Here is a 25,475-nt window from a genome sequence, read left to right on the forward strand (position 1 = left end):
TGCAGTACTAACCCCGCCAGGGGGTCAGGCGTCGAAGTCGACGGTCACAGCCGAAGTGGTCGGGTGGGACTGGCAGGTGAGGACGTAGCCGGCTTTGATCTCCTCGGGCTCCAGAGCCCAGTTGGTGTCCATCCGGACCTCGCCGTCGATGACCTTGGCACGGCAGGTGCCGCAGACGCCGCCCTTGCAGGCGAAGGGTGCGTCGGAGCGGACTGCCAGCGTGGCGTCGAGGATCGGCTTGGCGCGCTCACCGAGCGGGAAGGTCGAGCGACGGCCGTCGAGGATGACGGTGACCTGGGCTGCGTCCGCGTCGGAGGTGGTGTCCTCGACGGGAGCCTTGGGGGCTTCGTCACCGACGTGGAAGAGCTCGGCGTGCACGTGGGCGCGGTCGACGCCCTCGGCGAGCAGGAGCTCCTGGGCACCGACCACCATGGCGTACGGGCCGCAGAGGAACCACTCGTCCACACCGGCGACCGGCAGGATGGTGGCGAACATGCGCTTCAGCCGGTCCGCGTCGATGCGGCCGCTGAACAGCTCCACCTCGGTGGACTCACGCGACAACACGTGCACGAGGTGCAGGCGTTCGGCGTACACGTCCTTGAGGTCGGCCAGCTCGTCAGCGAACATCACCGAGCCCGCAGTGCGGTTGCCGTAGAGCAGGGTGACCCGGCTGTCCTGTTCCACGGACAGGATGGTGGCGAGCAGTGAGAGAACAGGCGTGATGCCGCTGCCCGCCGCCACGAACGCGTAGTGCTTGGCGTTGGCCGGGTCGAGCGTCGTACCGAATCGGCCGAGCGGTGTCATCACCTCGAGTTCGTCGCCCGGCTTGAGCTCACTGGCCGCGTACGCCGAGAACGTGCCACCGGGGATCCGCTTCACGCCGATCCGCAGCACACCGGAACCAGCGGGTGAGCAGATCGAGTAGCTGCGCCGGACGTCCTCACCAGTACGGCGAACAGTCAGGTGCTGGCCCGCGGTGAAGTCGTACTCCCCCGCAAGCTCCTCCGGTACGACGAAGGTGATCGCTACCGAGTCGTCGGTGATCGCTTCGATCGCTGCCACCTTCAGCGCATGGAACGACGCCCTGCGCCGGGCAGCCACGGGACTAGTAGTAGTCATCTAGATCGCCTTACTGCACTGGATTTTCAAAGGTTTTTGAAGTGGTCGAAGGGCTCACGGCAGCTGTTGCAGCGCCAGAGCGACTTGCAGGACGTGGAACCGAAGTGGCTGAGCTCCGAGGTGTCAGGCGAGCCACACAACGGGCAGCGGATCGTCAGCGACAGCATCACCGGTCCGCCGACAGCACGGCGTCCCGTCGGCGGTGCGATCCCGTACTCGGTCAGCTTCGCCTTACCCGCCTCACTCATCCAGTCCGTCGTCCAAGCCGGTGACAGCACCGTCTCGACATGACCGTCGACGCCAAGGTGGTTCAGAGTCAGCTCGACCTCGTGACGGATCAGATCCATCGCCGGACAGCCCGAGTACGTCGGGGTGATCGTCACGACGACCTCATCACCCTCATGTCGCACACCACGCAGCACTCCGAGGTCAGCGATCGTCAGCACCGGCACCTCGGGGTCAGCGACCTCACCGACCGCGTCGAGGATCGCAGCGTCGGTCACCATGTCGCCCCCGGGTGCGAGCGAGCCACATGCTGCAGCTCGGCCAGCAGGTAGCCCATGTGCTCCGTGTGTCGACCACTCCGGCCACCCTTGTGCTGGTACGACGCTTCCGGCCGACTGCACGTGGACTCGTCGATCACTGCGAACACCCGACGCTCCCACTCATCGCGGAGCGTCGACGGATCCACAGCGACCGGCAGACGCCGTACAAGCTCGTCAGACTCGAACAGCTCGGCGGTGTACGGCCAGAGCTCCTGCAGTGCCGCCTGCATCCGACTGTGGCTTTCCGAAGTCCCGTCACCGAGCCGCACGACCCACTGGGTCGCGTGGTCGACGTGGTACGCGACCTCCTTGACGGCCTTGCCCGAGACGCCGGCCAGCGTCTCGTCGGCGCTGCCACGGAGCTCGTCGTACAGGAGGTGCTGGTACGTCGCGAAGTACAGCAGGCGGGCCATCGCATGCGCGAAGTCGCCGTTCGGCAGCTCGCACAGCTGCACGTTGAGGAACTCGCGCTCCTCACGGAAGTACGCCAGGTCGTCCTCGGTGCGGCCGTCCAGCGAACCGGCGTACTGCAGCAGCGTCCGGGCCTGGCCCAGCTGGTCGAGGCCGATGTTGCCGAGGGCAACGTCTTCCTCGAGCTGCGGCGCGTTCGCGATCCACTCGGCGGTCCGCTGCGCCGCGATCAGCGCGTCGTCACCGAGCCGGAGGGCGTAGACGAAGAGGTCGTCGCTCACAGGTGGTCGACACCTTCCGGGACGTCGTAGAACGTCGGGTGCCGGTAGACCTTGTCACCCGCCGGGTCGAAGAACTCGTCCTTCTCGTCCGGGCTGGACGCGGTGATGTCGGTCGCCGGCACCACCCAGATCGACACACCCTCCTGGCGACGGGTGTAGACGTCACGCGCGTTCCGCAGCGCCATGGTGGCGTCAGGGGCGTGCAGCGAGCCCACATGCGTGTGGGACAAGCCACGCCGCGAGCGTACGAAAACCTCCCAGAGCGGCTCGATCATGCGGCACGCTCCAGCTGCTTCGCTGCGTACGCCGCTGCGGCCTCACGGACCCAGGCGCCGTCCTCATGAGCCTTGACCCGGTTGGCGAGCCGCTTCTCGTTGCACGGCCCGTTGCCCTTCACCACCTCGTACAGCTCGGTGTAGTCCGGCTCGGTGAAGCTGTAGTGACCAGTGGCCTCGTCGTACACCAGTCCGTCGTCGGGGACGCGCAGTCCGAGGACGTCGGCCTGCGGGACGGTCATGTCGACGAAGCGCTGCCGCAGCTCGTCGTTGCTGTGCCGCTTGATCCCCCACGCCATCGACTGCTCGGAGTGTGTGGACGACGCGTCCGGCGGGCCGAACATCATCAGCGACGGCCACCACCAGCGGTCGAGCGCATCCTGCGCCATCGCCTGCTGCCCTGGAGTGCCAGTGGACAGCGTGTGCAGGATCTCGAAGCCCTGCCGCTGGTGGAACGACTCCTCCTTGCAGACCCGGACCATGGCGCGCGCATACGGCCCATAGGAGCAGCGGCACAGCGGCACCTGGTTCACGATCGCGGCGCCGTCGACCAGCCAGCCGATCGCACCGATGTCGGCCCAGGTGAGGGTCGGGTAGTTGAAGATGCTGGAGTACTTCTGCCGGCCCTGGTGCAGCAGGTCCAGCAGGTCGGCCCGGTCCACGCCGAGCGTCTCGGCCGCGGCGTACAGGTAGAGGCCGTGACCGGCCTCGTCCTGCACCTTGGCCATCAGGATCGCCTTGCGGCGCAGCGACGGCGCCCGGCTGATCCAGTTGCCCTCCGGCTGCATGCCGATGATCTCGGAGTGTGCGTGCTGCGCGATCTGCCGGATCAGGGTCTTGCGGTAGCCGTCGGGCATGGCGTCCCGCGGCTCGATCCGGCCGTCGGCGTCGATGGTCGCCTGGAAGCTGTCCATACCCCCGAGCATAGCCCAGATGTGACACTTTTTCTCCAGATCGACAAGAAGTGTCACAAGGGTGGTGCTGGACCCACCGTGAGAAGGGGGCTCAGCGCACTGGGGCGGGCCCGGCCGCGGCGGGAGGATCGTCTCAACAGTTCAAGGGCTAAACAGTTCGGAAGGACCCTCCCCGTGACGATCCAGCAAACCCTCCCGACGGACCACCGTGGTCCGGTCACCGGCAAGGAGCGGGCACTCGCCCCCGACCTGATCCGCGGCGCGATGCTGCTGCTGATCGGCCTGGCCAACAGCTCCAACTTCGCGTTCGCCGGTCAGCCCGGTGTCGAGACCGCCCCCCAGGGCTTCGAGCGCATCCTGAACTTCCTCAAACTCACCTTCGTCGACGCCCGGGCCTACCCGGTCTTCGCGGTCATGTTCGGCTACGGCCTCGTCCAGCTCGCCCGGCGGCAGAAGTCGTCCGGCGCCACGCCGGGTGCAGTCCGACGGATCCTGCTGAAGCGGAACGCCTGGCTGATCGCTTTCGGCGCGGTGCACGCGACGCTGCTCTACTTCGGCGACTTCCTCGGGGCGTACGGCATCGTCGGCATCATCTGCACCCTGCTGCTCCTCAACCGCGGCGACAAGTTCCACCGGATCGTCATCGGTATCTGGGCCTTCGAGATCCTGTACGTCGTCTGGGTCGGCATCCAAGCCGTCGTCACGGCACTGGCCAGCTCTGGCCCGGCGCACGCCATCATCAACGAGCCGAACCCGTCGCTCGCGGCATCGTCGTACGGGGCGAGTCTGCTGGACCGGCTGCACGAGTACCCGCTGCACACCGCGAGCGTGATCCCGTTCATCATGGTCGTCTGGCTCGGCATCTGGGCCGCCCGCAAGCAGATCCTGGAGAACCCGGCCGCGCACCGCACTCTGCTCACCCGCGTTGCCGTGGTCAGCATGGGCATCACAATCCTGGGCGGTCTGCCGTACGCACTGGTCGGGGCCGGGTGGCTGCACGTCGACGAGGCCGCGGTCGATGCGCTGAGCATGCTGTCCCACGTGAGCGGGATGTTCGGTGGCCCCGGCTACATCGCGCTCTTCGGTCTACTGGTCTCGCGGATCACCACGGTATCGCTGCCGGTCCGGGCGATCTCCTCACTCGGCCAGCGGTCGATGTCGGGCTACCTGTTCCAGTCCGTCGCCTGGATGACCCTGCTGGCTCCGTTCACCCTCGACCTCGGTCACCGCTTCGGCAGTACGGCGTACACGGCACTCGCAGTCGCCGTCGGGGTCTGGCTGGTCTCGGTGATCGGCGCTTACACGATGAGCCGCCGCTCCTACCGCGGTCCCGCCGAAACCCTGCTCCGCCGACTCGTCTACTAAGCCCCACCTTGAGCACCCATCAGTCACTTCCTACGGGGGAATGTGACTGATGGGTGCTCAACGTGAGTCCCCGGGCGGCGGCGGGGCGAGGAGGTTTGGGAGGATGCGGGGTGTGAGTGACGACTTCGGCGTACCCGAGCCTGCCAACCTGTCCGACCTGTCCGGTGAGCCGCCGGTGGCCGAGACGAGTGTGCGGCTGGCGTTGCCCGCCGAGGCCAATGCGATCGGCGAGATCCAGGTCGCGGCCTGGCGGGCGTCGTACGCGGGTCTGCTTCCGGCCGACGTACTGGCTGACCTGAACCCGGCCCAGTTCGCCGCGCAGTGGCGGGCCGCGCTGATCGCCCCGGGCGAGGCGCGCAACCGAGTCATGGTCGCACTGGCGGGTCGCACGCTGGTCGGGTTCGCGGCCATCACCACGTCGGACGACCCGGACGCCGATAGCCGGTACGACGCTCTGATCGCCGAACTGGCCGTCCAGCCCGACGCCACCCGCGCCGGCCACGGCTCGCGGCTCCTGAACGCAGTCGTCGACACCGTCCGCGCCGACGGCTTCCGCCGGATCACCGTCTGGATCAACTCCACCGACGACGTCACCCGCGCCTTCTACACCGAAGCCGGCTGGGCCCCTGACTCCGCGCACCGCGAGCTCGACCTGTACGGCGACGGCTCGGTCCGCATCAAGCAGGTCCGGCTACACACCGACCCCGCCGCCGAAGACTGATCAGGCGACGCAGAACTCGTTCGACTCGGGGTCCTGCATGACCACGAAGTAGCCGTCCGGCTCGTCCGTCCGCCGCACGACTCCCCCGCCGAGCTCGATCAGCCGGTCCACCTCGGCGTCGATCGCCGTACGACGATCGTCGCCGGCCAGGCCGGGTGCCACCTTGATGTCCAGGTGCAACCGGTTCTTGAACAGCTTCTCCTCGGGTACCTGCAGGAAGAAGATGTCCGGCCGGTCGCGCACCTTGTCCACCAAGGTCCGTCCGGTCGGCCGCTTCTCGACCGGGATCTGCTGCGAGTCCGCCCAGTCGTCCCAGGTCAGGAACCCGTCCGGCACCGGCATCGGGAAGTCGTACCCACCGAGCGCCGCTCGCCAGAACTGCGCCACCCGCTCCGGATCCGCGCAGTCGAACACGATGTGCAGGTCGAAGGCCGTCATGCCCCGACCTTAGAGGGTGTCTGGGGGCTCCCCGCAGTAGGCGTGGAGCCCGCAGACACCCTCTTAGGGCACTCTTACCGGCATGGGTGAGGTACGAGTGAACGAGGTCGGGGACATGGTGCTCACGGGCGCCGAGGCGATGCGGGTGCTGGCGGAGCCGGTGCGGCTGGCGATCACCGATCGGCTGACGCGGCACGGGGCGACGACGACCGCGGAACTCGCCGAGGCGGTGGGCGTCGCTGCGGACGAGGTCGTGGGCCATGCCGAGCGGCTGGCCGAGGTAGGGCTGGTCAAGCGCGACGGCGACAGCTGGGAGGCCTGTGGGCGCGGGATCTTCTTCGAGATTCCGGAAGACGGCGATGGAGAGGTTCAGCAGGCGGCTCGTGCGTTGAGCAATGCGATGCTGCTGAGCTACGAGCACCTTCCGCGCCAATGGGTTGCGGGCACCGAGCCTGAACTGGAGCTCGACTGGGCTCGGTCGGCCGGGTTGTTCAACGCGGGGATGTGGCTGACCGCCGAGGAGCTGCGCAAGGTGCAGGAGGATCTAGAGGTCCTGCTGATGCCTTATCTGCAACGCAAAGAGCCGATCCCGGACGCACGCCGGGTCCGGATGCTCGCGTATTTCCTGCCGCCGAAAAGCGACTAGCCGGGGGTGGTGCTCGACCCTGGTCGGCTGACATGACAGATTGCGACGGTCCGATCACGCTTTGCCGTTGGAGTCTTCATGAAGCTCGTCTCCCTGGCCGTCGGCCTGGGGCTGTCCGCCGCCGCCGTACTGGTTGTTCCCGGATCGGGAGCCACTGCCTCGATGACCGCGGGGGTGATCGTCGACAAGGCGCGGCCGGTGGCGAACAAGTACCTGCAGCAGAAGCTCAGCTGGCGGCGCTGCGGTGACGAGGAGCTGCGGACCTCCTGCGCGAAAATCACCGCGCCGCGCGACTGGGCCAACCAGTACGCCGGGAACGACATCCAGCTCGCGATCAGCAAGGTCACCCCAGCCCACGGCAAGCCGAGCCGGGTCGTGTTCGGCAACCCGGGCGGCCCGGGCGGCGCCGGGCTCGGCATGGCGCCGTACCTCGCCAGTCAGGCGCCACTGGCCAAGGACCACCTCGCGGTCGGGTTCGACCCGCGCGGTACCGGCGACAGCACCAACGTCACCTGCCAAGGCGCTCCCGGTTACACGATGGATGCCCGCGACCGCGACGCCTGGAACCTGGAGCTGATTTCACAGGCCTCCAAGCTCGCCCAGCCGTACTGCGACCGCCAGTCCCGCGGCCTGCTCCCCTACCTCACCACCGGGCAGACCGTGCAGGACATGGACCTGATCCGGCAACTGCTCGGCTTCGAAAAGATCGACTTCGTCGGGTACTCCGGCGGCACCTGGATGGGCGCGTATTACCAGACCTACTTCCCGCAGCACGTCGGCCGCTTCGTGCTCGACTCGAACACCGACTTCACCAAGCCGTGGCTCGACACGTTCGCGGCCCAGCCGGCCGCGTTCCAGCGCCGGTTCGAGCAGGACTTCGCGACCTGGGCGGCCAAGTACGACGACAAGCTGCACCTCGGGACGACGTCCCGCCAGGTGGTACGCAACTACGAAAAGTTACGAGCGGCGCTGAAGAAGCAGCCCGTCGTCGAGGAGTTCCTCGAGGCCTCGGTCCGGATCACCTACGACCAGAACACCCTGGACGACATGGTCTCCGGGGATATGTATACAAAACTCGACTTCTACTCGCTGGCCCTTGATCTGGCATTTCTCCGCGGCCTTTCCGAAACCCAGACAAAGAGCGGTCCGCAGGCCGCGCAACGCACCGTCGACGCACTCTCCCCGGCCCGTCAGCAAGAGCTGGTACGGCGCGCGCACCGCAGCACTGTCGGCATGCCCTCACTCGGCGACGACTACGAGAGCGCGACCTTCACCGCGATCACCTGCAACGACACCGACTGGCCGCAGGGTCGCGAGTACGCCGACCAGCTCGCCGGCCGCATCGGTCCGCGGAGCCCGCTGATCGGCTGGAGCATGAACGAGAATCCGTGCTTCTACTGGGACCGCCCGCGGCTGAACCTGCCCGAGCCGACCGGCGCCGGACTGCCCACAACGCTGATGGTGCAGAGCCAGAACGACCCTGCCACCAACTACACGCTGGCCGCTGACGCTCATCACCGCTACGCCGGTTCGCGGCTGCTGACCATCACCGGCGAGGGCGACCACGGCGTGTACGGCGGCGTGAACAAGTGCGCCGACCGGATCATCAACACGTTCCTCACTACCGGCAAGACGCCGGCCACCGACGTCAGTTGCCGCGGCGAAGGCATCCCGGCACCGTCCACCCCGGAGCCGGTCGGTACCGAGGGCGGCGAGGCCGCCGGGACGCCGACCGGATCGCCGTTGCGCCGGGTCGCGGGATTCACCATGGCTATTTCCGGCTATCTCCACTGAATGCACTACCTAAACGCTTGACCCACGCTCCGGACCGGCAATTCCCGGAGCCCAGGAAATCACCCACCGGCAGCTCCCGATCACGGTCGGCGAAATCCGGTGGGTGCTTTCGTTGTCAGGACATATTTGTCAGGGCGATGTCAGGGTTACGTCCCTGTGCGACAGAGCGTGACTTCGACACTCTTGTGTCAGCGCGGGAGAGCCGGGCGTCGACCGGGAGGGCTCGACGAATGGCTCGAACGCCGGACGTGGCTTCGGCCGGCTGCAAGGTGGGGGGACTGCCTGGGGGGTCAGACAGAGGCGCAGCCGGCCGAGTCACGCATCGGGCGTACCACGCACACCCAAGTCCCTCGCGGGGCATCGTCGATCCCCCAGGTCGTGATGCTCCGCGAGGCATGTGCGGAGGGCCGGGCCGATCAGCAGATCTGGTGGACTGCTGATCGGCTGGGTCTCACAGGTACCTGGAACCGTCCGGGGCGTTGTGCACTGGATAGCCGTCAGCCACTGCGGCCAACGGCGCTGCTCGGCCGGCCGACCAGGCCGTCCGGAAGGCGCGCCGCTCGAGTGACTCCTCGACCGCACTGCGAGTAGCGAGGTAGTCAGGCTTCTCGACCTCGGGCACCGGTGCCTGGATCACATCCCGTACGCCGTCCGCCGCACCCAGCAGGAATGCCGCGTACTCGCTCCGGCCCCGCTGTTGAGCGACAGCCGCGAGCTCTTCCAGCACACTGGCCGATCGCCACCGGTCACCCAGGTCTCGGTGCTCAGCCAGACTCTCGTCGAGCAGGTGCACCGCACGCTCGGTCAGACCGCGACGCCGCTCCACAATGCCGAGCTGGTTGAGCGACCACGCCACACCCTCGCGATAGCCGAGCCGCTGCGACAGCGTCAGGCTCTCCTGCAGCAGGTCCTCCGCCTCGACCAGCTCACCCTTGTACTGCGCGATCGCGCCGAGGCTGATCAGCGACCAGGCAAGCCCTTCGCCGTCACGCAGGACCCGGAAGCTGTCCCGTGCCTTGATGCAGCGACGCCGGGCGATGTCCAGATCACCGCGCAGCCACGCGGCGAAGCCCAGATGGTTATGTGCCCACGACATCCCCGACTGGTCGCCAACGCTCTCGAACTTGTCGTAGCTCTGGCAGTGCAGCTCCTCAGCGGCCCGGTAATCGCCGCGCTCCCGCGCCACTCCCCCGAGTCGTTGCAGCACCAGTCCCGTACCAGCGTCGTCCTTCAGTTCCTTGTACTGCGTGAGCGCGGTCTCGAGCCGGGTGGTCGCCACGTCGTACTCGCATTGCAGGAACGCCAGCATGCCGGCGCCGAGGTTCGCCTTCGCCAGTGCCGGAGTCATGTCCTCAGCTGCAGGCAAGAGCGCGAGTGAGCGCTCTAGCCACTGACTGCCCTCGGCGTAGTGACCACGCAGGTAGCAGAACAGCCAGAGCGCACCAGACAGTCGCAGTGCTTCGCTGACCGACCTGGTCTGCAAGGCCCACGCCATGGCTGCTCGCAGGTTGTCCAGCTCGCTCTGCAACCGCTCGAGCCACTCCTCCTGGTTGGCACCGCGCAGCTCGCGCTCCGCCTGCTCGGCCAAGCCGATGTAGAAGTGCGCATGTCGACGAACCGCCTCGTCCACACTGGCCGTCGCACGCAGGCGGTCAGCCGCGAACTCCCGGATCACGGCGAGCATGTAGTACCGCGCGACACCACCCTGCCGAGTCACCCGGATCAGCGACTTGTCGACGAGCCGCCCGGTCAGATCGAGCGCCTCTGCCCGAGCCACTGGCCCAGGAGCGCTCTCCCCCGACATGACCATCGCTGCCGCGCCCAGCGTCCACCCGCCGACGAACACCGACAGCTGCGCAAAGACATCCCGCTCCGCCGGGGTGAGCAGGTCATGGCTCCACTCGATCGCGCCACGCATCGACTGCTGCCGCGGCGACGCCGTCCGGTCGCCACCGGCCAGGATGCCGAACGACGTCTCCAGCTCACCGGCCAGCTCTTCGATCGTCATCACATTTGTCCGAGCAGCTGCCAGCTCGATCGCTAGCGGCATCCCCTCCAGCCGGCGCACGACTCGCGCCACCTGGTCCAGCTGCCCGGTCAGGTCGTAGCCGCGTGCCCTCGCCCGGTCCACGAACAGCCGGACTGCGGCCGACACCTCGGTCTGATCATCATCCGGCGGCAGCGCGAGCGGCGGAACGACGTACACGTTCTCGCCGGGGACTCGGAGCAGCTCGCGGCTGGAGGCGAGGATGGAAAGGTTCGGGCAGGACTCCAGGAGCACTGCGCACAGCTGCCCAACGGTCGACACCACGTGCGAGCAGTTGTCGAACGCCAGCAACAGACTCCGCTGAGCGATCTGCTCGGCGATCTCCTCGGTCAGACGGGTGGTGTCCAGCGGGTGCAGCCCGATCGAGGCTGCCACGGCCTGGGCGACCGCATCCGCATCGGTCAGCGCAGCGAGCGGCACCCAGCAGACGCCGTCGGGAAAGTCATCGGAGAGCTCGCTTGCGACAGCCATGGCGAGCCGGCTCTTCCCGACACCGCCCGGACCGGTCAGCGTGAGCAGCCGGGTGATGCGCTGGCCCAGCAGCCGCCTGGCCGCGGTCAGCTCGGCAGTCCGGCCGATCAGCTCGTTCGGCGGCGCAGGTGGGCGGCGCAGCACCGGCTGCGGCGACTCGGTGTCGTTGCGAGCGGAGGTGGTGAGTTGAGTGCGCTCAGCGCTGTTCAGTCGCAGTGCGTCCGCGAGCAGTCGCAGAGTGTGTGCTCTCGGAGCACGTCGGCGTCCACGCTCCAGCGCGGCGATCGCGTCGACACTCAGACCGGCCAGCTCCGCCAGGCCCTCCTGCGACAGCCCGGCGTCTCGCCGATGCCGGCGCAACAGGCCGCCGAACCCAGCCCCCTGCACGTCGTCCGAACCGCGGCGTGATCCGTCGGACGACACAGGACGGCTCCACCCAGTTTCCGGCCTGTACGTGGCGGTTGCCACGTACGTTTATCGAAAATATCGCGATCCGGGCCGCCTTGTCAGGCGATCCGGGCCGTTCCCAGCGAACTCACAGGAAACATGCAGCCTGCTCAGCCCGCCTCGGCGGCGTGCCGGGCGATCGCCTGGCGCATGGTCGCCCGTGCGCGCTTACGGTCCCCAGCGGCGTCGTACGCCGTCGACAGCCGGAACCATACCCGCCAATCGTCAGGTGAAGCCTCCGCTTCGGTTCGGTACTGCTCGAACGCCGAATCCGCCGCTGCCCGGTCGATCCGCCCCGACGGCCGCCGCGGCAGGTCGTCGACCGGCAGACCACCGCTCGCCTCCAGCTCCCGGGCGAGCCCCTCGGTCTGGGACCCGAACCGCAACTCACGCCAGACCAGATAGGCCCCGAGCACCGGAATCACCAGTACGGCGACGCCGAGCCCGACCGCGAACGGATCCCCGGTCCCGATCAGCAACACCCCACGCCAGCCGAGCAGCACGGCGTACGCGACGAACACGACCGCCACAACGATCGCTACGGTCTTGGCCTTCATCGCTGTTTCATACCTTCCCCGCCCCGCCGCCCCGGTCAGGCGAGGTCCATGAAGTGCTCAAGGCCTACGGTCAGTCCCGGCGTGGTCACAACATTGCGGACGCCAAGCAGCACACCCGCCATGAACGACACCCGGGCCATCGAGTCGTGGCGGATCGTCAGCGTCTCGCCCTCGTCACCGAACAGCACCTCCTGGTGCGCGATCAGCCCTCGCAGCCGGACGCCGTGCACCCGAATCCCCTCGACATCCGCGCCACGCGCCCCGTCGAGCGCCGTCGTGGTCGCGTCCGGGATCGGCCCGCTGCCCGCCGCACGGCGTGCGGCCGCGACCAGTTCCGCCGTACGGCGTGCTGTTCCGGAGGGTGCATCGACCTTGTCCGGGTGGTGCAGTTCGATGATCTCGACCGACTCGTAGAACCGGGCCGCCTTCTCCGCGAACTGCATCATCAGCACAGCACCGATGGAGAAGTTCGGCGCGATCAGCACGCCGACCCCCGGCGCCGCGTCCAGCCACGACTGCAGCTTCGCGAGCCGGTCCTCGTCCCAGCCGGTGGTGCCGACGACCGCGTGGATCCCGTTCGCGATGCACCACTCGAGGTTGTCCATCACGACCTCGGGCCGGGTGAAGTCCACCACGACCTGCGTGCCCGCCTTGGTCAGCTCGGCCAAGTCATCACCGACGTCCAACTGGGCGACCAACTGCACGTCCGCGGCCTCGTCCACCGCAAGGCACGTCTGAGCGCCCATCTTGCCCTTGGCTCCCAGCACACCGACCGTGATCATCCGCACCCTCTCAACGCACCGACAAGACCCCAAGGATCTCATCCACCCCTCACGCCCTCCGCCCAGCCCACCCCAGCAACGTCCGAAGAGACGCCGTACCTGGTCGGCGTGTTTTCGGACGCTAGCTGAGTGAGCCCCGGCCAACCGCACAACGTCCGAAGAGGTGGAGGGCGTGGTCGGCGTGTTTTCGGACGTTAGGTGAGGGAGGGGGTGTAGGCGGACTGGGCGTCTTCGGCGAAGTGGCAGGCGACCGTTTGGCCGGAAGGGATCGGGCGGAGTTGGGGTTCTTCGGTGCTGCAGCGGGACTCGGCGCGGAGGCAGCGGGTGTGGAAGCGGCAGCCGGAGGGCGGTGAGACCGGGGAGGGCGGGTCGCCGGCCAGGACGATCCGCTTGCGGCCTTGGCGGGCCAGGCCTGGTTCGGCGGACAGCAGCGCTTGGGTGTACGGGTGCGCCGGTACGTCGTACACGTTCTGGTGATCGCCGAGCTCCGCGACGCGGCCGAGGTACATGACCGCGACCCGATCAGAGACATGCCGTACGACGGACAGGTCGTGCGCCACGAAGATGATGCTCAGGCCGAGCTCACGCTGCAGCCGCATCAACAGGTTGACGACCTGCGCCTGGACCGACAGGTCGAGCGCCGAGACCGGCTCGTCGCAGAGCAGGATGTCCGGGTTGAGCGCGATCGCGCGGGCGATCCCGATCCGCTGCCGCTGGCCACCGGAGAACTGGTGCGGGAACTTCGTCTCGTCCTCGGTCCGCAGACCGACCAGCTCCAGCAGCTCGCGCACGCGCTTGCGGATGTCCATTCCCTTGGAGACATCCGGGTGGACCTCCAGCGGTTCGGCGATGATCTCGCCGACACGCATCCGTGGGTTGAGGCTGGAGTACGGGTCCTGGAAGACGACCTGGACGTTCTGCCGCCACTTCCGCAGTTCGCGACCACGCAGCTTGTTCACCTCGACACCGCCGTACAGGAGCTGCCCGGACGTCGGCTTCTCCAGTGCGGCAAGCAACCGGACGAGCGTGGATTTGCCGCAGCCGGACTCACCGACGATGCCGAGCGATTCGCCCTTGCGCAGCGTCAGGTTGACGCCCTCGACCGCGCGGACCAGGACCTTCGACCCGAGATGCAGCGCCGGGCTGATGTCGTAGTGCTTCACCAGATCCGTTGCCACCAGCAACTCTTCGGCCATCAGACGGCCTCCCTCTCGGCCAGCGTCGTCCGGCGGATACACGCGGCATCCCGGCCGGGCGCGACGGTCAGCAACGGCGGTACGTCGTGCGCACATTCCTCGATCGCGATCGGGCACCGCGGCCGGAACGCACACCCGGACGGGATCGACCGCAACGACGGCGGCGTACCGGGAATCGTCGGCAACTCCTGCCCCTTGAGGTCCGCCGACGGCATCGAGCCGAGCAGTCCCTCGGTGTACGGATGCACGGGGTGGTCAAGCGCCGCGGCCGTAGAGGCCCGCTCGACGACATGACCGGCGTACATCACCACCACGTTGTCGGCCACATCACTCACCACACCGAGGTCGTGAGTGATCAGTACGACGCCCATGTCCCGCTCGGCCTGCAGTTCCGCGATCAGCTCGAGAATCTGTGCCTGCACGGTCACGTCCAGCGCGGTCGTCGGCTCGTCAGCAATCAGTACGTCGGGATCGAGCGCGAGCGCCATGGCCAGCATCACGCGCTGCCGCATCCCGCCGGAGAACTCGTGCGGATAGTCGCGCACCCGCTTCGACGCGGCCGGAATCCGCACCTGGTCGAGCATCTCGGCCGCCCGCTTCATGGCGTCCTTCTTCGACAACCCACGATGCACCCGGAAGCACTCGGCGATCTGCGTCCCGACCGACTGCACCGGGTTCAGCGCCGACAACGAGTCCTGGAACACCATCGTGATCCGGTCCCCGACAATCTTCCGCCGCTCCTTCGTGGTCATCGCGATGAGGTCAGCGCCGCGATACTCCGCCGTACCGGAGACGATCCGCCCCGGCGGCATCTCCAGGATCCCGGTCAACGCCTGCGTCGACACGCTCTTGCCCGACCCCGACTCCCCCAGGATCGCCAGCGTCTCCCCCGCCCGCACCTGCCACGACACTCCATCGACGGCCCGCACCGGGCCCCGCGGAGTGTCGAACTCGACGGTCAGGTTGTCGACCTTGAGCAGTACTTCACCAGTCGCAGTCATCGCATGAGTTTCGGGTCGAGGGCATCTCTGATCGAGTCGCCGATGATCATGAACGAGATCGTCATCGTGGAGATGAACAACGCCGGCCAGATGAACAGGTGCGGGGTGTCCCGGTACGACGCGGCCACGCCGAACTGTGATCCCCACGAGATCGACGGCGGCTGCAGTCCCACGCCGAGGAAGGTCAGCGCGGCCTCAAGCCCGACCATGCCACCGATACCGAGCGTGGTCATCGCGAGCAGCGGCGCCATTGCGTTCGGGAACACGTGCTTGCGCAGAATCCGTAACGGTGGAACGCCGATCGACCGCGCGGCCAGCACGTATTCGCGGTTGCGGACCGAGAACACCGTCGCCCGCATCAGCCGCATACCGCCGGGCCAGCCGATCAGCAGGATGACGCCGACGATGATCCAGATGCTGCGGTTCGGCACCGAGTTCAGGATCACGATCAGCACCACGAGACCGGGAATCGAGAACAGCACATCCGCGGTCCGCGAGATCACCGCGTCGACGGCGCCCGGGAAGTAGCCGGCGAGCAGGCCGAAGGTACCGGCCAGCACGAAGACACCGAAGCTCGCGCAGATACTGACCAGGACCGACGGGCGAGCGCCGTACACGACGTTGGCGAAGTAGTCGCAGCCCTGGATGTCGAAGCCGAACGGGTGCCCGGGGCCGTGGCCCTGGCGGCTCTTGCCCAGCTCGCAGAAGCGCGGGTCGGCCGAGGTGAACAGCTTCGGCACGGCCGCCATCGCGAAGAACGCGAGCAGCAACAGGCTGCACAGGACGAACTGCGGTTTGCGCAGCAGAGCCCGCAGCAGCTCGCGATTCGACAGAGTCCGCCCATCGCCGAGCTCCTGCGCCTCGGCGCTGACGACCGCGGTGACATCAGACATGGCGCACCCTCGGATCCAGGATTCCGTAGAGGAGATCCACGAGCAGGTTGATCACGATGAACGACAGGAACGCCAGCGTCGACAGCAGCACCACGACCCCGCCCTCCTTCAGCTTGATCGCCTGGAACATGAACTGCCCCAGCCCCGGCAGGTTGAAGATGGACTCGGTGATGATCGCGCCGCCGAACATGCCGGCCAGGTCGAGACCGATGAACGTGACCACGGGCAGCAATGCGTTCGGCAGGATGTGCCGCCACAAGACCCGCTGCTCCCCCAGCCCCTTGGCCCGGGCCGTCTTCACGAAGTCGGCGTTCACCGTCTCCACGATCGACGTCCGCATCAGCCGGGCGAGCCCGGCGAAACCGAGCAGCCCGATCACGAGCGCGGGCAGCAGGTACGACGTCGGGAAGCCTTCCAGCACGCCGGAAACCGGGAACCACTTGAGCTGGACACCGAACACGAACTGCGCGGCGAAGTACGCCACCAGCCCCGGGACGGCGAGCAGCACGAGTGTTGCCAGCAGCAACGACCGGTCGACCCAGCCGTTCCGCTTGAACCCGGCGTAGATCCCGAACAGCAGCCCGAACGTCCACTGGAACGCGTTGGCCAGCAGGGTCAGTTTGAGCGTGACCGGGATCCGCAGCCGGAGCTGGTCGGCGATGTCGGCGCCGGCGAACGTCGTACCGAAGTTGCCGGTGAGGATGTCCTTCATGCTCAGCAGGTACTGGACGATGAAGGGATCGTCGAGGTGGAACTGGGCCCGCTTGGCGGCCAGCACCGCGGCCGGGATCGGCTTGTCACCGGCCAGTTCCCGCAGGGGGTCTCCGGGCATCGCGAAGACGAGCGCGTAGACCCCCAGCGTGACGACGATCCCGATCGGAATCGCCGCGATGACGCGGCGAAGGATGTACCGGATCATCTACTTGAACGTCGCCCACAGCGCCGAGACACCGACGTACTTGGAGACCCGCGGCTCGATCTTGTCCGAGTGCAGGTAGGCGTTGGCCTTGGTGAACGTCGGGATCAGCGGCATGTCCTCGAGCGCGATGTCCTCGGCCTGCTGGTAGAACGCGATCGCCTTCTCCGGGTTCGATTCGGCGTCACCCTTGGCCAGGACGGCGTCCAGGGCCGGGTTGTTGTAGCCGGAGAAGTTCGCGTCGCCGTTCGACTTGAACATCGGGGTGAGGTAGTCCTCGATCGACGGGTAGTCGTGACCCCAGCCGCTGAACCGCAGACCGTCCAGCTTGCGGGTGTCGGCGAGTTCGGTGATCTCCGAGCCCTGCTTACCGGTGTACTTCACCTCGAGCCCGAGGTTCTGCCGGATCATGTTGCCGATCGCCTCGGCGAAGATCTGGCCGGTCGCGGACGTGGTGTTGTAGTTGATGTTCACCGGGTCGGAGAAGCCGCCGGCCTCGGCCAGGAGCTGCTTGGCCTTGGTGGGGTCGAAGTCGCAGTACTTGCAGGCGTCCGCGCGGTAGCCGTCCATGTCCGGCGAGACCAGGGCCTTGGCCGGCTCGGACAGCCCGACCAGGTCGGCGAACGCCTTCCGGTCGATCGCCATCGAGAACGCGTGCCGCAGCTTCGGGTTCTTGTAGCGCGGATCCCAGGCCGGCAGCGTCAGGTAGTTGGCACCGGAACTGGTGCTGACCACCCACTTGTCCGGCGCGTCCTGTTTGAACGTCTTCACCTTGGTCGCCGGCACATCGACGAAGTCGACGTTCCCGGCCAGGAACTCGTTGTACGCCGTGTCCCCGTTCGGGATGAAGCGGTACGTGATCGAGTCCGCGTCGGGCGCGGTCTGCTTGTAGCCGTCCCACTTGGCCAGCTTGAGGTCGTCACCGGCGTTCCAGTCAGCGGCCAGCTTGTACGGGCCGTTGCCGATCGGCTTGCGCTTGTAGGCGTCGGGGTTCTTGCGGACCTCCTCCGGCAGCGGCGCGAGACCGAAGTACTGCAGGGTCAGCCCGAACTGTGAGAACGGCACCTTGAGCTTGACCGTGAAGGTCAGGTCGTCGACCTGCTTCAGGCCGCTGAGGGCCTTGACCGAGGTCGGCTTCGGGGTCGCGCCGTCGGGCGTCTCCGGGTTCAGCGCCTCGTAACCCTCGACCTTGGAGAAGAAGCCGTTGTTCTTCCAGGCGTTCGAGCCCTGGGCGGTCAGGTTCCAGCTGTCGACGTAGTCCTTCGCGGTCAGCGGCTGGCCGTTCTGGAAGGTCTGGCCCGGCTTGAGCTTGACCGTCCAGGTCTGGCTGGTCTTGTCCGGCGTGACGGACTCGGCCATCACGTTCTGCAGCTTGCCGGTGTTCGGGTCCGTGGTCACCAGCGGGGCGAAGATCGCCATCGCGACCCCGATCCCCACGGTGCCGTTGTCGTTCAGCGGGTTGATGTACTCCAGCGGGTCGGCCGCGATCGCGATCACCTCGCTCTTGGCCCCACCGCCCGAGCTGTCCCCACCACCCGACTTGCCACCACACGAGGCAAGCACCAGCGAGAGCCCGAGTGCCACCCCCACAATCCCAGTCAGACGTCGCACGGTCGAACCAACTTCCTCGGCAAAGCGCCGATCGGCGGGCGGATCAAGCGTCATGGTCGCTGGTCGAAACTGCGCATGTCAACGTTGTCAGCACTCAAACAAGGACGCGTAACGCAGGCGTTACCAACCAAGACCTCAGATGACCCTGCGCTCACTACCCGCAACCGGCCCACTTTAATCGCCCAGACCCCCGAAGTCATCAGATGTCACGCCAGATCCCTGCCAAGCCAGTTTGTGCACACAACTGCGCACTCACCGCCCACCCCGCATGCTCGTCCCGCTACCCTCCTCACCACGGTTCGGGGTGAAGTCGAGGTGCGGTTGGGCTCCCTACGTCCGAATGGTCCGAGTACGTGGTCGGCGTGTTTTCGGACGTTGTTGTGAATCTCGGCCGGTGGAGGTGCTTCACGCGGTTGTCCGGCGACGCCGGCGACCAAAGTGACCGAAATCGACGGGTAGAAGTCCCCGCCGCCGCGGGGCCCACGCCACCACTTGCGGCCGGAGACAGGGAGTCACGGCCGGAGACCCCGGGCAACAGGTCTCCAGCAATCACAAGGTGTCTCCGGGCACCACTAGTGGCGCGGGCCCGTCAGCTGTTCGGCTTCGGCGCTCCACCATCCGTGGCTAACGTCCGAACGCCCGGAGACGGGCCCTCCGTTCCTTCGGACGTTAACGGGGGTACGGCGCCAACGTCCGAACACCCGGAGACAGGCCCTCCGCTCCTTCGGACGTTGCGGGGGGTACGGCGCCAACGTCCGAACACCCGGAGACGGGCCCTCCGTTCCTTCGGACGTTGCGGGGGGTACGGCGCTAACGTCCGAACATCCGGAGACGGGCCCTGCGGTTCTTCGGACGTTGCGGGTTCGAGGGGTCCGCCGACGCCGCCGTCGTACCGGATCAGGGCGGGGCGTCGGCAGCGGTCGCCGGGCGCGGCTCAGGTCGTGTGCCGACCCCTCGCCATTTCAGGGGATATCCGTTGAAACGGACCCTTCTCCCCTCAAAATCTCAGGGGAGAACCGTCAACTTGAGCCGATATCCCCTGACTTTGCCGCAGCAGTCGCGGCCAGCGAGTCACCTTGAGCACCGCTCAACCATGCGACGGCCGACGAAACGGTTGAACCGTGCTCAAGGTCGAACGCCACGTCCGCCTTGAGCACCGCTCAACCACGCGACGGCGGCCGGAATGGTTGAACCGTGCTCAAGGTGGGACGGGTCGCCCACTTTGAGCACCGGCCGACCACGTTCGGCCCCACCAAATGGCTGAGCGGTGCTCAACGTCGTACCGGCTCGCGCGGAGGGGCGGTGTCGCCATGGAGCTAACGTCCGAAGACTCGCCGACGACGTGCTCCGGCTGTTCGGACGTTGGCTGCGAGCTGCGGGTGGCGGGGTCAGTCTTGCTGGGTGGCGAAGAGGCGGGCGAAGCGGCCGGCGGGGTCGGCGATCAGGTCGGGGTAGGTGCCCTGCTGGACCACTGACCCGGCGTCGATGACGTAGATGCGGTCCATTTCGGTGAGGGTGGACGCCCGGTGCGAGACCACGATGGTGATGCGGGTGTCCTTGGTACGGCGGAGGTCCGCGAAGATCTCGCGTTCCGCCTCGGCGTCGATGGCCGAGGTGGGTTCGTCGAGGATCCACACGCCGGCTCCGCGCAGGTGGATCCGCGCCAGCGCCACCCGCTGCCACTGGCCGCCAGAGATCCCGGTACCGCCCCACTGCTGACCGAGCTGGGTGTCGAGCGGAAGGTCGGCCGCGAAGGTGCCGGCCAGCGCACGCCGTACCGCATCATCTGATACGGCCTCCGGCGAGCCGAGGGCAACGGCATCACGCAAGGTGAACTCGAACCGCCCGAACTCCTGCACCAGCAACCCGAAGTGCCCCAGCCGCTCGGACTCACTCATCCCAGCAGCATCCCGCCCATCGATCAGCACCCGTCCTGCCGACGGCATGAGCCCACCCACCAAGAGGTTGATCGCAGTGGTCTTACCCGCACCGTTCACCCCGACCAGGGCGATCATCTCCCCGCGTCGCGCCGCGATCGACGCGACCTGCAGTGAAGCCCGAGCGGCCCCCGGATACTGGAAAGTGACGTTGTCGAGGGCAACAGACTCCACCGCCGGTACGACGCTCTGCGGTGCCGCGGCCGGCACGCTGCCCACGAACTGCCGGTACGTCGTCGCCCGGGGTGCCGCGGTGACGATGAGCCCGAAAGCGTAGCCACACAAGCGAATCGCGTTCAGCCCGGAGATGGTCCCAGCGACCGCAGCGGCTGCCGCTCCCCCACTGGCTCCACCGACGACCAGCGCAACCAAAGCACCGCCGAACAATACGACGGTCGCGAGAGCAGCCGCCAGTTCGAAGCTCATCGCCGTACGGATCATCCGATCGAGCACCCGGGTCGCGATGGCGCGGTAAGTGATCGCCAGGCTGGCGACCTGTCCGCCCGATCCGAGGACTGCCAGTTCGGTGCCGGAGCGCTGCTGCAGGAGCTGCTCGGTCGCGTAAACCGCGCGCCGGTCGTTCGCCGCGACCTCAGGCCAGCCGCGGCCCTCCATCCGCGCGATGGCGGTGAACGCCAACACCGTCGGAACCAACGCGGCCAGGACGAGCAGACCAGACAGCAGATTGATCGCTCCGATCGCCGCGCAGAGGACGACTGCGGTCACCCCGGCACCCAGCACCTGCACGGGCTGGTTCGCGACGGTACTCATCGGATCGATCGCGGCCTGGCTGCCCTCCAGCTCGGTGGCGACCTTGGGATCAGCCAGCCGGCTCGGACTCAGCCGAGCAGAGGCGTGCAGGAGTTCAGAGCGGTAGTGCAGCCGAAGCTGCAGCATCAGTCGCTGCCCGGCATCCCGTGCCATCGCACTCAGCGGGTACATCGACCCGACGACGATGGTCAGCGTGATCAGCAGCCCCCAGGGGCGCTCGCCGACAGTGAGCCGGTCGACCAGTTGCCCGATCAGAACGACCTGTAGGCCGGGCAGTGCGGCCTGAGCCAGCACCAGCACCGAACACAGCGCCAGCAGACCGGGTGCAACCCGGGCCGCGTCGGTCAGGGAGTCGCGGGCGGTACGGAACGCGTCGGTCACCGTGATCCTCTTTCACAAGACAGGCCGGAGCCGCGCTGCGAAAAACAGCGCGGATACCGTCGGCCGTCAAGTGCATGTGATCGCGTTCAGAGTGCGATCCAGCGGCAGATCACGTGTGACGTGCAGATGAGATTACAGCGTGAAGGCGGTGGTGTCTTCGTCGAAGGGGCCCATGACCGTGAGGGCCGGCGTACCGGCGTAGAGCTCGGTGGCGAGGGCTGTGACGTCGTCGAGGGTGACGGCGTCGATCTGGTGCAGGATCTCGTCGACCGTGGGCAGCTCGCCGTAGACGAGTTCGGCCTTGGCGATCCGGGTCATCTTGGCGCCGGTGTCTTCGAGGCCCATCACGACCGAGCCACGCATCTGGCCCTTGCCGCGGAGGAGCTCGTCGGGCGTGATCGTGCCGGACGCGATCGACTCGAGCTCGGCACGGACCACCTCCAGCACCTCGGGCGCCTTCTTCGGCAGGCAGCCGGCGTACAGGCCGACCATGCCGGCATCGGCGTAGGCCGAGCCGAAGGTGAAGACCGAGTAGGCCAGGCCGCGCTTCTCGCGGACCTCCTGGAACAGCCGCGACGACATCCCGCCGCCGACGATTCCGTGCAGGACCCCGGCGACATAGCGACGCGGGTCGTTGCGGACCAGGCCGGGCATGCCCAGCACGAGGTGCGCCTGCTCGACATCGCGGTGGTGGACGCGAGTTCCGCCGTACGTCGGAATCCGGCGACCGGATGGGCGTCGTACCGGGGCGGGTTCGGCCTCGTCGGTCACCCAGTGGCGCTCGAAGGCCTTGCGGACAAGGCGAACGACGTCGGAGTGCTCGACGTTGCCGGCGACCGAGACGACGATGTTGGCCGGCTTGTAGCGACGGCGGTACCAGCCGACGACCTGCTGACGGGTGAGCGCGGCCACCGATTCCGGCGTACCGGTGATCGAGCGGCCGAGTGGCGAGGTGCCCCACAACTGCTCGGCGAAGAGGTCGTGGATGTGGTCCGACGTCTCGTCGGCGTGCATCGCGATCTCTTCGTCGATGACGTCGCGCTCACTCTCGACGTCCGCGCTGGTCAGCGTCGCGGAGGTGATCATGTCGCAGATGACGTCGACCGCGAGCGGCAGGTCGGAGTCGAGCACCCGCGCGTAGTAGCAGGTGTACTCCTTGCCGGTGAACGCGTTCATCTCACCGCCGACCGCGTCGATCTCGGCCGAGATCTCCAGGGCGTCGCGGCGCTCGGTGCCCTTGAACAGCAGGTGTTCGAGGAAGTGCGTCGCGCCGTTCAGCTGTTCGGGCTCGTCGCGGGAGCCGACGCCGACCCACACGCCGAAGGTGACCGAGCGGAAGCCCGGTACGGACTGGGACAGCACACGAAGCCCGGAGGGCAGGACGGTCCGTTTGACCGGACCGCCCGCCTCCGGGCTCAGCAACGTGCTGGTGATGGCTCTGCTCACTCGGCGGAGTCAGCACCCTTCTCGTCGTCAGCCTTCTCTTCACCCTCGACAACCGGGATCAGCGAAAGCTTGCCGCGGTCGTCGATCTCGGCGATCTCGACCTGGAGCTTCTGACCGACCGAGAGAACGTCCTCGACGGCCTCGACCCGCTTGCCACCGGCCAGGCCACGCAGCTTGCTGATGTGCAGCAGGCCGTCCTTGCCCGGGAGCAGGCTGATGAACGCACCGAAGTTGGTCGTCTTCACGACCGTGCCCAGGTAGCGCTCACCCTTCTCCGGCATCGTCGGGTTGGCGATCGCGTTGATCATCGCGCGCGCCGCGTCGGCCGACGGGCCGTCGGTCGCACCGATGTACACCGTGCCGTCGTCCTCGATGGAGATGTCGGCACCGGTCTCGTCGGTGATCTGGTTGATCATCTTGCCCTTCGGGCCGATGACCTCCCCGATCTTGTCCACAGGGACCTTCACCGAGATGACCCGCGGCGCGAACTCGCTCATCTCACCCGGGGCGTCGATGGCCTTGGCCATCACGTCGAGGATGGTCAGGCGGGCTTCCTTGGCCTGGGTCAGCGCGCCGGCGAGCACGCTCGCCGGGATGCCGTCGAGCTTCGTGTCCAGCTGGAGGGCCGTGACGAAGTCCTTGGTTCCGGCGACCTTGAAGTCCATGTCGCCGAACGCGTCCTCGGCACCGAGGATGTCGGTCAGCGCGACGTACTCGAGCTTGCCGTCGACCTCACCGGAGATGAGGCCCATCGCGATACCGGCGACGGGGGCCTTCAGCGGCACACCGGCGTTCAGCAGCGACAGGGTCGAGGCGCAGACCGAGCCCATCGAGGTGGAGCCGTTCGACCCGAGGGCCTCGGACACCTGACGCAGCGCGTACGGGAAGTCCTCACGCGACGGCAGCACGGGCACCAGGGCCCGCTCGGCCAGCGCGCCGTGACCGATCTCGCGGCGCTTCGGCGAACCGACCCGGCCGGTCTCACCGGTCGAGTACGGCGGGAAGTTGTAGTTGTGCATGTAGCGCTTGCGCGTCTCCGGGGAGAGCGTGTCGAGCTGCTGCTCCATCCGGAGCATGTTCAGCGTGGTGACACCCATGATCTGGGTCTCGCCGCGCTCGAACAGCGCCGAACCGTGGACGCGCGGCAGGACGCCGATCTGCGCCTTCAGCGGGCGGATGTCGGCCAGCCCGCGGCCGTCCATCCGGACCTTGTCCTTGAGGACGCGGTTGCGGACGAGCTTCTTGGTCAGCGAGCGGAACGCTGCGGACAGCTCCTTCTCGCGGCCCTCGAAGCCGTCGGCCAGCTTGGCCACGACGGCGGCCTTGACGGCGTCGGTGGCGTCGTCGCGGTCGTGCTTGCCGGTGATCGCGAGAGCCTCGGTCAGCTCCTCGGTCGCGGCGGCCTCGACGGCGGCGAACGCGTCCTCGAGGTAGTCCGGGAAGACCGGGAACTCGCCGGTCGGCTTGGACGCCTTGGCGGCCAGCTCGGACTGCGCGTCGACCAGGGTCTTGATGAAGCCCTTGGCGGCTTCGAGGCCCTCGGCAACGATCTCCTCGGTCGGCGCCTGCTTGCCGGCGGCAACGGCGTCGAAGGTGCCCGGGGTGGACTCGGCCTCGACCATCATGATCGCGACGTCACCGGCATCGGTGACGCGACCCGCGACCACCATGTCGAAGACGGCGTCCGCGAGCTCGGTGTGGGTCGGGAACGCGACCCACTGGTTGCCGATCAGGGCGACGCGGACGGCGCCGATCGGGCCCGAGAACGGCAGCCCGGCGATCTGGGTGGACATCGACGCCGCGTTGATCGCGAGCACGTCGTACAGCTTGTCCGGGTTCAGGGCCAGGACCGTGATGACGACCTGGATCTCGTTACGCAGGCCGGAGACGAACGACGGCCGCAGCGGGCGGTCGATCAGCCGGCAGGTCAGGATGGCCTCTTCCGAGGGCCGTCCCTCGCGACGGAAGAACGAGCCCGGGATGCGACCGGCGGCGTACATCCGCTCTTCGACGTCCACCGTCAGCGGGAAGAAGTCGAACTGGTCCTTGGGCTTCTTGCTGGCCGTGGTGGCCGAAAGCACCATCGTGTCGCCGTCGAGGTAGGCGGCGGCGGAGCCGGCGGCCTGCTGGGCCAGACGGCCCGTCTCGAAGCGGATGGTGCGGGTGCCGAAGCTGCCGTTGTCGACGACGGCCTCTGCGAATTGTGCGCCGTCCATCGGCGCGTTGGTGGATCCCGACACGGGATACCCCTCTCTCCTACACAGTGTTGACGACTGCGAGGCGCGAGCTTCCGGGGTGCCGGTCTTCGATCGAGGCCCGCGGATCCCCAGTCCCGTTTGAAATCAACAGAGCCTGGAATCCGAAGGTCACTACCGAGGACCGGTCGTCCTCCCGCCACGCGCTTCGCGTTCGCCTCGTTACGTCAGTTATTCAGTTGTGCCAGGCCCTCGCCGTGTGCGCGGGCCTGGATACGCGAGAAGCGGCCACCCAACCTCGGCGGCCGCTCCTCA

Annotated in this window: 21 protein-coding genes; 4 read left to right on the plus strand and 17 right to left on the minus strand. The window is 67.5% G+C overall.

Going from position 1 to position 25,475, the window contains the following annotated elements; all coding sequences use genetic code 11:
* Positions 1–24: 24 nt before the first annotated feature.
* The 5 genes from paaE to paaA are packed head-to-tail and all read right to left on the minus strand — an operon-like array spanning position 25 to position 3,545.
* Positions 25–1,119, minus strand: coding sequence for a 1,2-phenylacetyl-CoA epoxidase subunit PaaE (gene paaE / locus ACFVWG_RS05625; RefSeq protein ID WP_391541948.1), 1,095 nt, complete (start codon positions 1,117–1,119; stop codon positions 25–27).
* 26 nt (positions 1,120–1,145) lie between these two features.
* On the minus strand, positions 1,146–1,625 hold the full coding sequence (paaD, locus tag ACFVWG_RS05630; protein WP_391541949.1) for a 1,2-phenylacetyl-CoA epoxidase subunit PaaD: 480 nt from the start codon (positions 1,623–1,625) through the stop codon (positions 1,146–1,148).
* Positions 1,619–2,356: a 1,2-phenylacetyl-CoA epoxidase subunit PaaC gene (paaC, locus tag ACFVWG_RS05635; RefSeq protein WP_391541950.1), complete on the minus strand. Its 738-nt coding sequence runs from the start codon at positions 2,354–2,356 to the stop codon at positions 1,619–1,621. Before paaC ends, paaD begins: the two co-directional genes overlap by 7 nt.
* On the minus strand, positions 2,353–2,631 hold the full coding sequence (paaB, locus tag ACFVWG_RS05640; protein ID WP_391541951.1) for a 1,2-phenylacetyl-CoA epoxidase subunit PaaB: 279 nt from the start codon (positions 2,629–2,631) through the stop codon (positions 2,353–2,355). The genes paaC and paaB overlap by 4 nt, the downstream gene beginning before the upstream one ends.
* Complete coding sequence (gene paaA / locus ACFVWG_RS05645) at positions 2,628–3,545, minus strand: 1,2-phenylacetyl-CoA epoxidase subunit PaaA (RefSeq protein ID WP_391541952.1); 918 nt, start codon at positions 3,543–3,545, stop codon at positions 2,628–2,630. The genes paaB and paaA overlap by 4 nt, the downstream gene beginning before the upstream one ends.
* 174 nt (positions 3,546–3,719) lie before the next feature.
* On the opposite strand from paaA, the gene ACFVWG_RS05650 reads away from it, so the two are divergent.
* Complete coding sequence (locus ACFVWG_RS05650) at positions 3,720–4,910, plus strand: DUF418 domain-containing protein (protein ID WP_391541953.1); 1,191 nt, start codon at positions 3,720–3,722, stop codon at positions 4,908–4,910.
* 103 nt (positions 4,911–5,013) lie between these two features.
* Positions 5,014–5,631, plus strand: a complete 618-nt coding sequence (locus ACFVWG_RS05655; protein ID WP_391541954.1) for a GNAT family N-acetyltransferase — start codon at positions 5,014–5,016, stop codon at positions 5,629–5,631.
* Here the strand turns inward: ACFVWG_RS05655 and ACFVWG_RS05660 are convergent, their stop codons facing one another.
* Positions 5,632–6,069, minus strand: coding sequence for a VOC family protein (locus ACFVWG_RS05660; protein WP_391541955.1), 438 nt, complete (start codon positions 6,067–6,069; stop codon positions 5,632–5,634).
* An 82-nt stretch (positions 6,070–6,151) separates the two neighbouring features.
* Between ACFVWG_RS05660 and ACFVWG_RS05665 the strand changes: the two genes are divergently transcribed.
* Both ACFVWG_RS05665 and ACFVWG_RS05670 read left to right on the plus strand, forming a co-directional pair.
* Entirely contained in the window at positions 6,152–6,715 is a 564-nt protein-coding gene (locus tag ACFVWG_RS05665) for a winged helix-turn-helix domain-containing protein (protein WP_391541956.1), read from the plus strand.
* A gap of 78 nt (positions 6,716–6,793) precedes the next feature.
* The gene (locus ACFVWG_RS05670; RefSeq protein ID WP_391541957.1) at positions 6,794–8,509 is read left to right on the plus strand and encodes an alpha/beta hydrolase; all 1,716 of its coding nucleotides are present in this window, start codon (positions 6,794–6,796) and stop codon (positions 8,507–8,509) included.
* A 451-nt stretch (positions 8,510–8,960) separates the two neighbouring features.
* Here the strand turns inward: ACFVWG_RS05670 and ACFVWG_RS05675 are convergent, their stop codons facing one another.
* The 11 genes from ACFVWG_RS05675 to ACFVWG_RS05725 all read right to left on the minus strand — a co-directional run bounded on the left by ACFVWG_RS05675 (position 8,961) and on the right by ACFVWG_RS05725 (position 25,181).
* Complete coding sequence (locus ACFVWG_RS05675; protein ID WP_391541958.1) at positions 8,961–11,450, minus strand: ATP-binding protein; 2,490 nt, start codon at positions 11,448–11,450, stop codon at positions 8,961–8,963.
* A gap of 134 nt (positions 11,451–11,584) precedes the next feature.
* The gene (locus ACFVWG_RS05680; protein ID WP_391541959.1) at positions 11,585–12,031 is read right to left on the minus strand and encodes a tetratricopeptide repeat protein; all 447 of its coding nucleotides are present in this window, start codon (positions 12,029–12,031) and stop codon (positions 11,585–11,587) included.
* 35 nt (positions 12,032–12,066) lie between these two features.
* Positions 12,067–12,813, minus strand: coding sequence for a 4-hydroxy-tetrahydrodipicolinate reductase (gene dapB / locus ACFVWG_RS05685; RefSeq protein WP_391541960.1), 747 nt, complete (start codon positions 12,811–12,813; stop codon positions 12,067–12,069).
* Positions 12,814–13,007: 194 nt separating this feature from the next.
* Positions 13,008–14,009 carry an ABC transporter ATP-binding protein gene (locus ACFVWG_RS05690; protein ID WP_391541962.1) on the minus strand — a complete coding sequence of 334 codons (1,002 nt, stop codon included), beginning with the start codon at positions 14,007–14,009 and terminating at the stop codon, positions 13,008–13,010.
* A complete protein-coding gene (locus ACFVWG_RS05695) occupies positions 14,009–15,010 on the minus strand; it encodes an ABC transporter ATP-binding protein (RefSeq protein WP_391541963.1) in 1,002 nt (333 codons plus the stop codon). The genes ACFVWG_RS05690 and ACFVWG_RS05695 overlap by 1 nt, the downstream gene beginning before the upstream one ends.
* Positions 15,007–15,903, minus strand: coding sequence for an ABC transporter permease (locus ACFVWG_RS05700; protein ID WP_391541964.1), 897 nt, complete (start codon positions 15,901–15,903; stop codon positions 15,007–15,009). The genes ACFVWG_RS05695 and ACFVWG_RS05700 overlap by 4 nt, the downstream gene beginning before the upstream one ends.
* A complete protein-coding gene (locus tag ACFVWG_RS05705; protein WP_391541965.1) occupies positions 15,896–16,822 on the minus strand; it encodes an ABC transporter permease in 927 nt (308 codons plus the stop codon). Before ACFVWG_RS05705 ends, ACFVWG_RS05700 begins: the two co-directional genes overlap by 8 nt.
* Complete coding sequence (locus ACFVWG_RS05710) at positions 16,823–18,430, minus strand: ABC transporter substrate-binding protein (protein WP_391541967.1); 1,608 nt, start codon at positions 18,428–18,430, stop codon at positions 16,823–16,825.
* Positions 18,431–19,818: 1,388 nt separating this feature from the next.
* Positions 19,819–21,519 (minus strand): ATP-binding cassette domain-containing protein, encoded by a 1,701-nt coding sequence (locus ACFVWG_RS05715; protein ID WP_391541968.1) that lies wholly within the window; start codon positions 21,517–21,519, stop codon positions 19,819–19,821.
* A gap of 132 nt (positions 21,520–21,651) precedes the next feature.
* The gene (locus ACFVWG_RS05720) at positions 21,652–22,965 is read right to left on the minus strand and encodes a M16 family metallopeptidase (RefSeq protein WP_391541969.1); all 1,314 of its coding nucleotides are present in this window, start codon (positions 22,963–22,965) and stop codon (positions 21,652–21,654) included.
* On the minus strand, positions 22,962–25,181 hold the full coding sequence (locus ACFVWG_RS05725) for a polyribonucleotide nucleotidyltransferase (protein WP_391542145.1): 2,220 nt from the start codon (positions 25,179–25,181) through the stop codon (positions 22,962–22,964). Before ACFVWG_RS05725 ends, ACFVWG_RS05720 begins: the two co-directional genes overlap by 4 nt.
* Between the last annotated feature and the right edge of the window lie 294 nt (positions 25,182–25,475).

Origin of the sequence: Kribbella sp. NPDC058245 (assembly GCF_042882005.1) — a bacterium.
Taxonomy (GTDB): Bacteria; Actinomycetota; Actinomycetes; order Propionibacteriales; family Kribbellaceae; genus Kribbella.

What these genes read in the sequence shown, in the direction of transcription:
- ACFVWG_RS05725 (WP_391542145.1), bottom strand. Translation starts at nt 25,181, where the DNA reads ATGGACGGCGCACAATTCGCAGAGGCCGTCGTCGACAACGGCAGCTTC.
- dapB (WP_391541960.1), bottom strand. Translation starts at nt 12,813, where the DNA reads ATGATCACGGTCGGTGTGCTGGGAGCCAAGGGCAAGATGGGCGCTCAG.
- ACFVWG_RS05705 (WP_391541965.1), bottom strand. Translation starts at nt 16,822, where the DNA reads ATGATCCGGTACATCCTTCGCCGCGTCATCGCGGCGATTCCGATCGGG.
- paaB (WP_391541951.1), bottom strand. Translation starts at nt 2,631, where the DNA reads ATGATCGAGCCGCTCTGGGAGGTTTTCGTACGCTCGCGGCGTGGCTTG.
- ACFVWG_RS05655 (WP_391541954.1), top strand. Translation starts at nt 5,014, where the DNA reads ATGCGGGGTGTGAGTGACGACTTCGGCGTACCCGAGCCTGCCAACCTG.
- ACFVWG_RS05700 (WP_391541964.1), bottom strand. Translation starts at nt 15,903, where the DNA reads ATGTCTGATGTCACCGCGGTCGTCAGCGCCGAGGCGCAGGAGCTCGGC.
- ACFVWG_RS05665 (WP_391541956.1), top strand. Translation starts at nt 6,152, where the DNA reads ATGGGTGAGGTACGAGTGAACGAGGTCGGGGACATGGTGCTCACGGGC.
- paaE (WP_391541948.1), bottom strand. Translation starts at nt 1,119, where the DNA reads ATGACTACTACTAGTCCCGTGGCTGCCCGGCGCAGGGCGTCGTTCCAT.
- paaA (WP_391541952.1), bottom strand. Translation starts at nt 3,545, where the DNA reads ATGGACAGCTTCCAGGCGACCATCGACGCCGACGGCCGGATCGAGCCG.
- ACFVWG_RS05695 (WP_391541963.1), bottom strand. Translation starts at nt 15,010, where the DNA reads ATGACTGCGACTGGTGAAGTACTGCTCAAGGTCGACAACCTGACCGTC.
- ACFVWG_RS05670 (WP_391541957.1), top strand. Translation starts at nt 6,794, where the DNA reads ATGAAGCTCGTCTCCCTGGCCGTCGGCCTGGGGCTGTCCGCCGCCGCC.
- ACFVWG_RS05680 (WP_391541959.1), bottom strand. Translation starts at nt 12,031, where the DNA reads ATGAAGGCCAAGACCGTAGCGATCGTTGTGGCGGTCGTGTTCGTCGCG.
- ACFVWG_RS05660 (WP_391541955.1), bottom strand. Translation starts at nt 6,069, where the DNA reads ATGACGGCCTTCGACCTGCACATCGTGTTCGACTGCGCGGATCCGGAG.
- ACFVWG_RS05690 (WP_391541962.1), bottom strand. Translation starts at nt 14,009, where the DNA reads ATGGCCGAAGAGTTGCTGGTGGCAACGGATCTGGTGAAGCACTACGAC.
- paaD (WP_391541949.1), bottom strand. Translation starts at nt 1,625, where the DNA reads ATGGTGACCGACGCTGCGATCCTCGACGCGGTCGGTGAGGTCGCTGAC.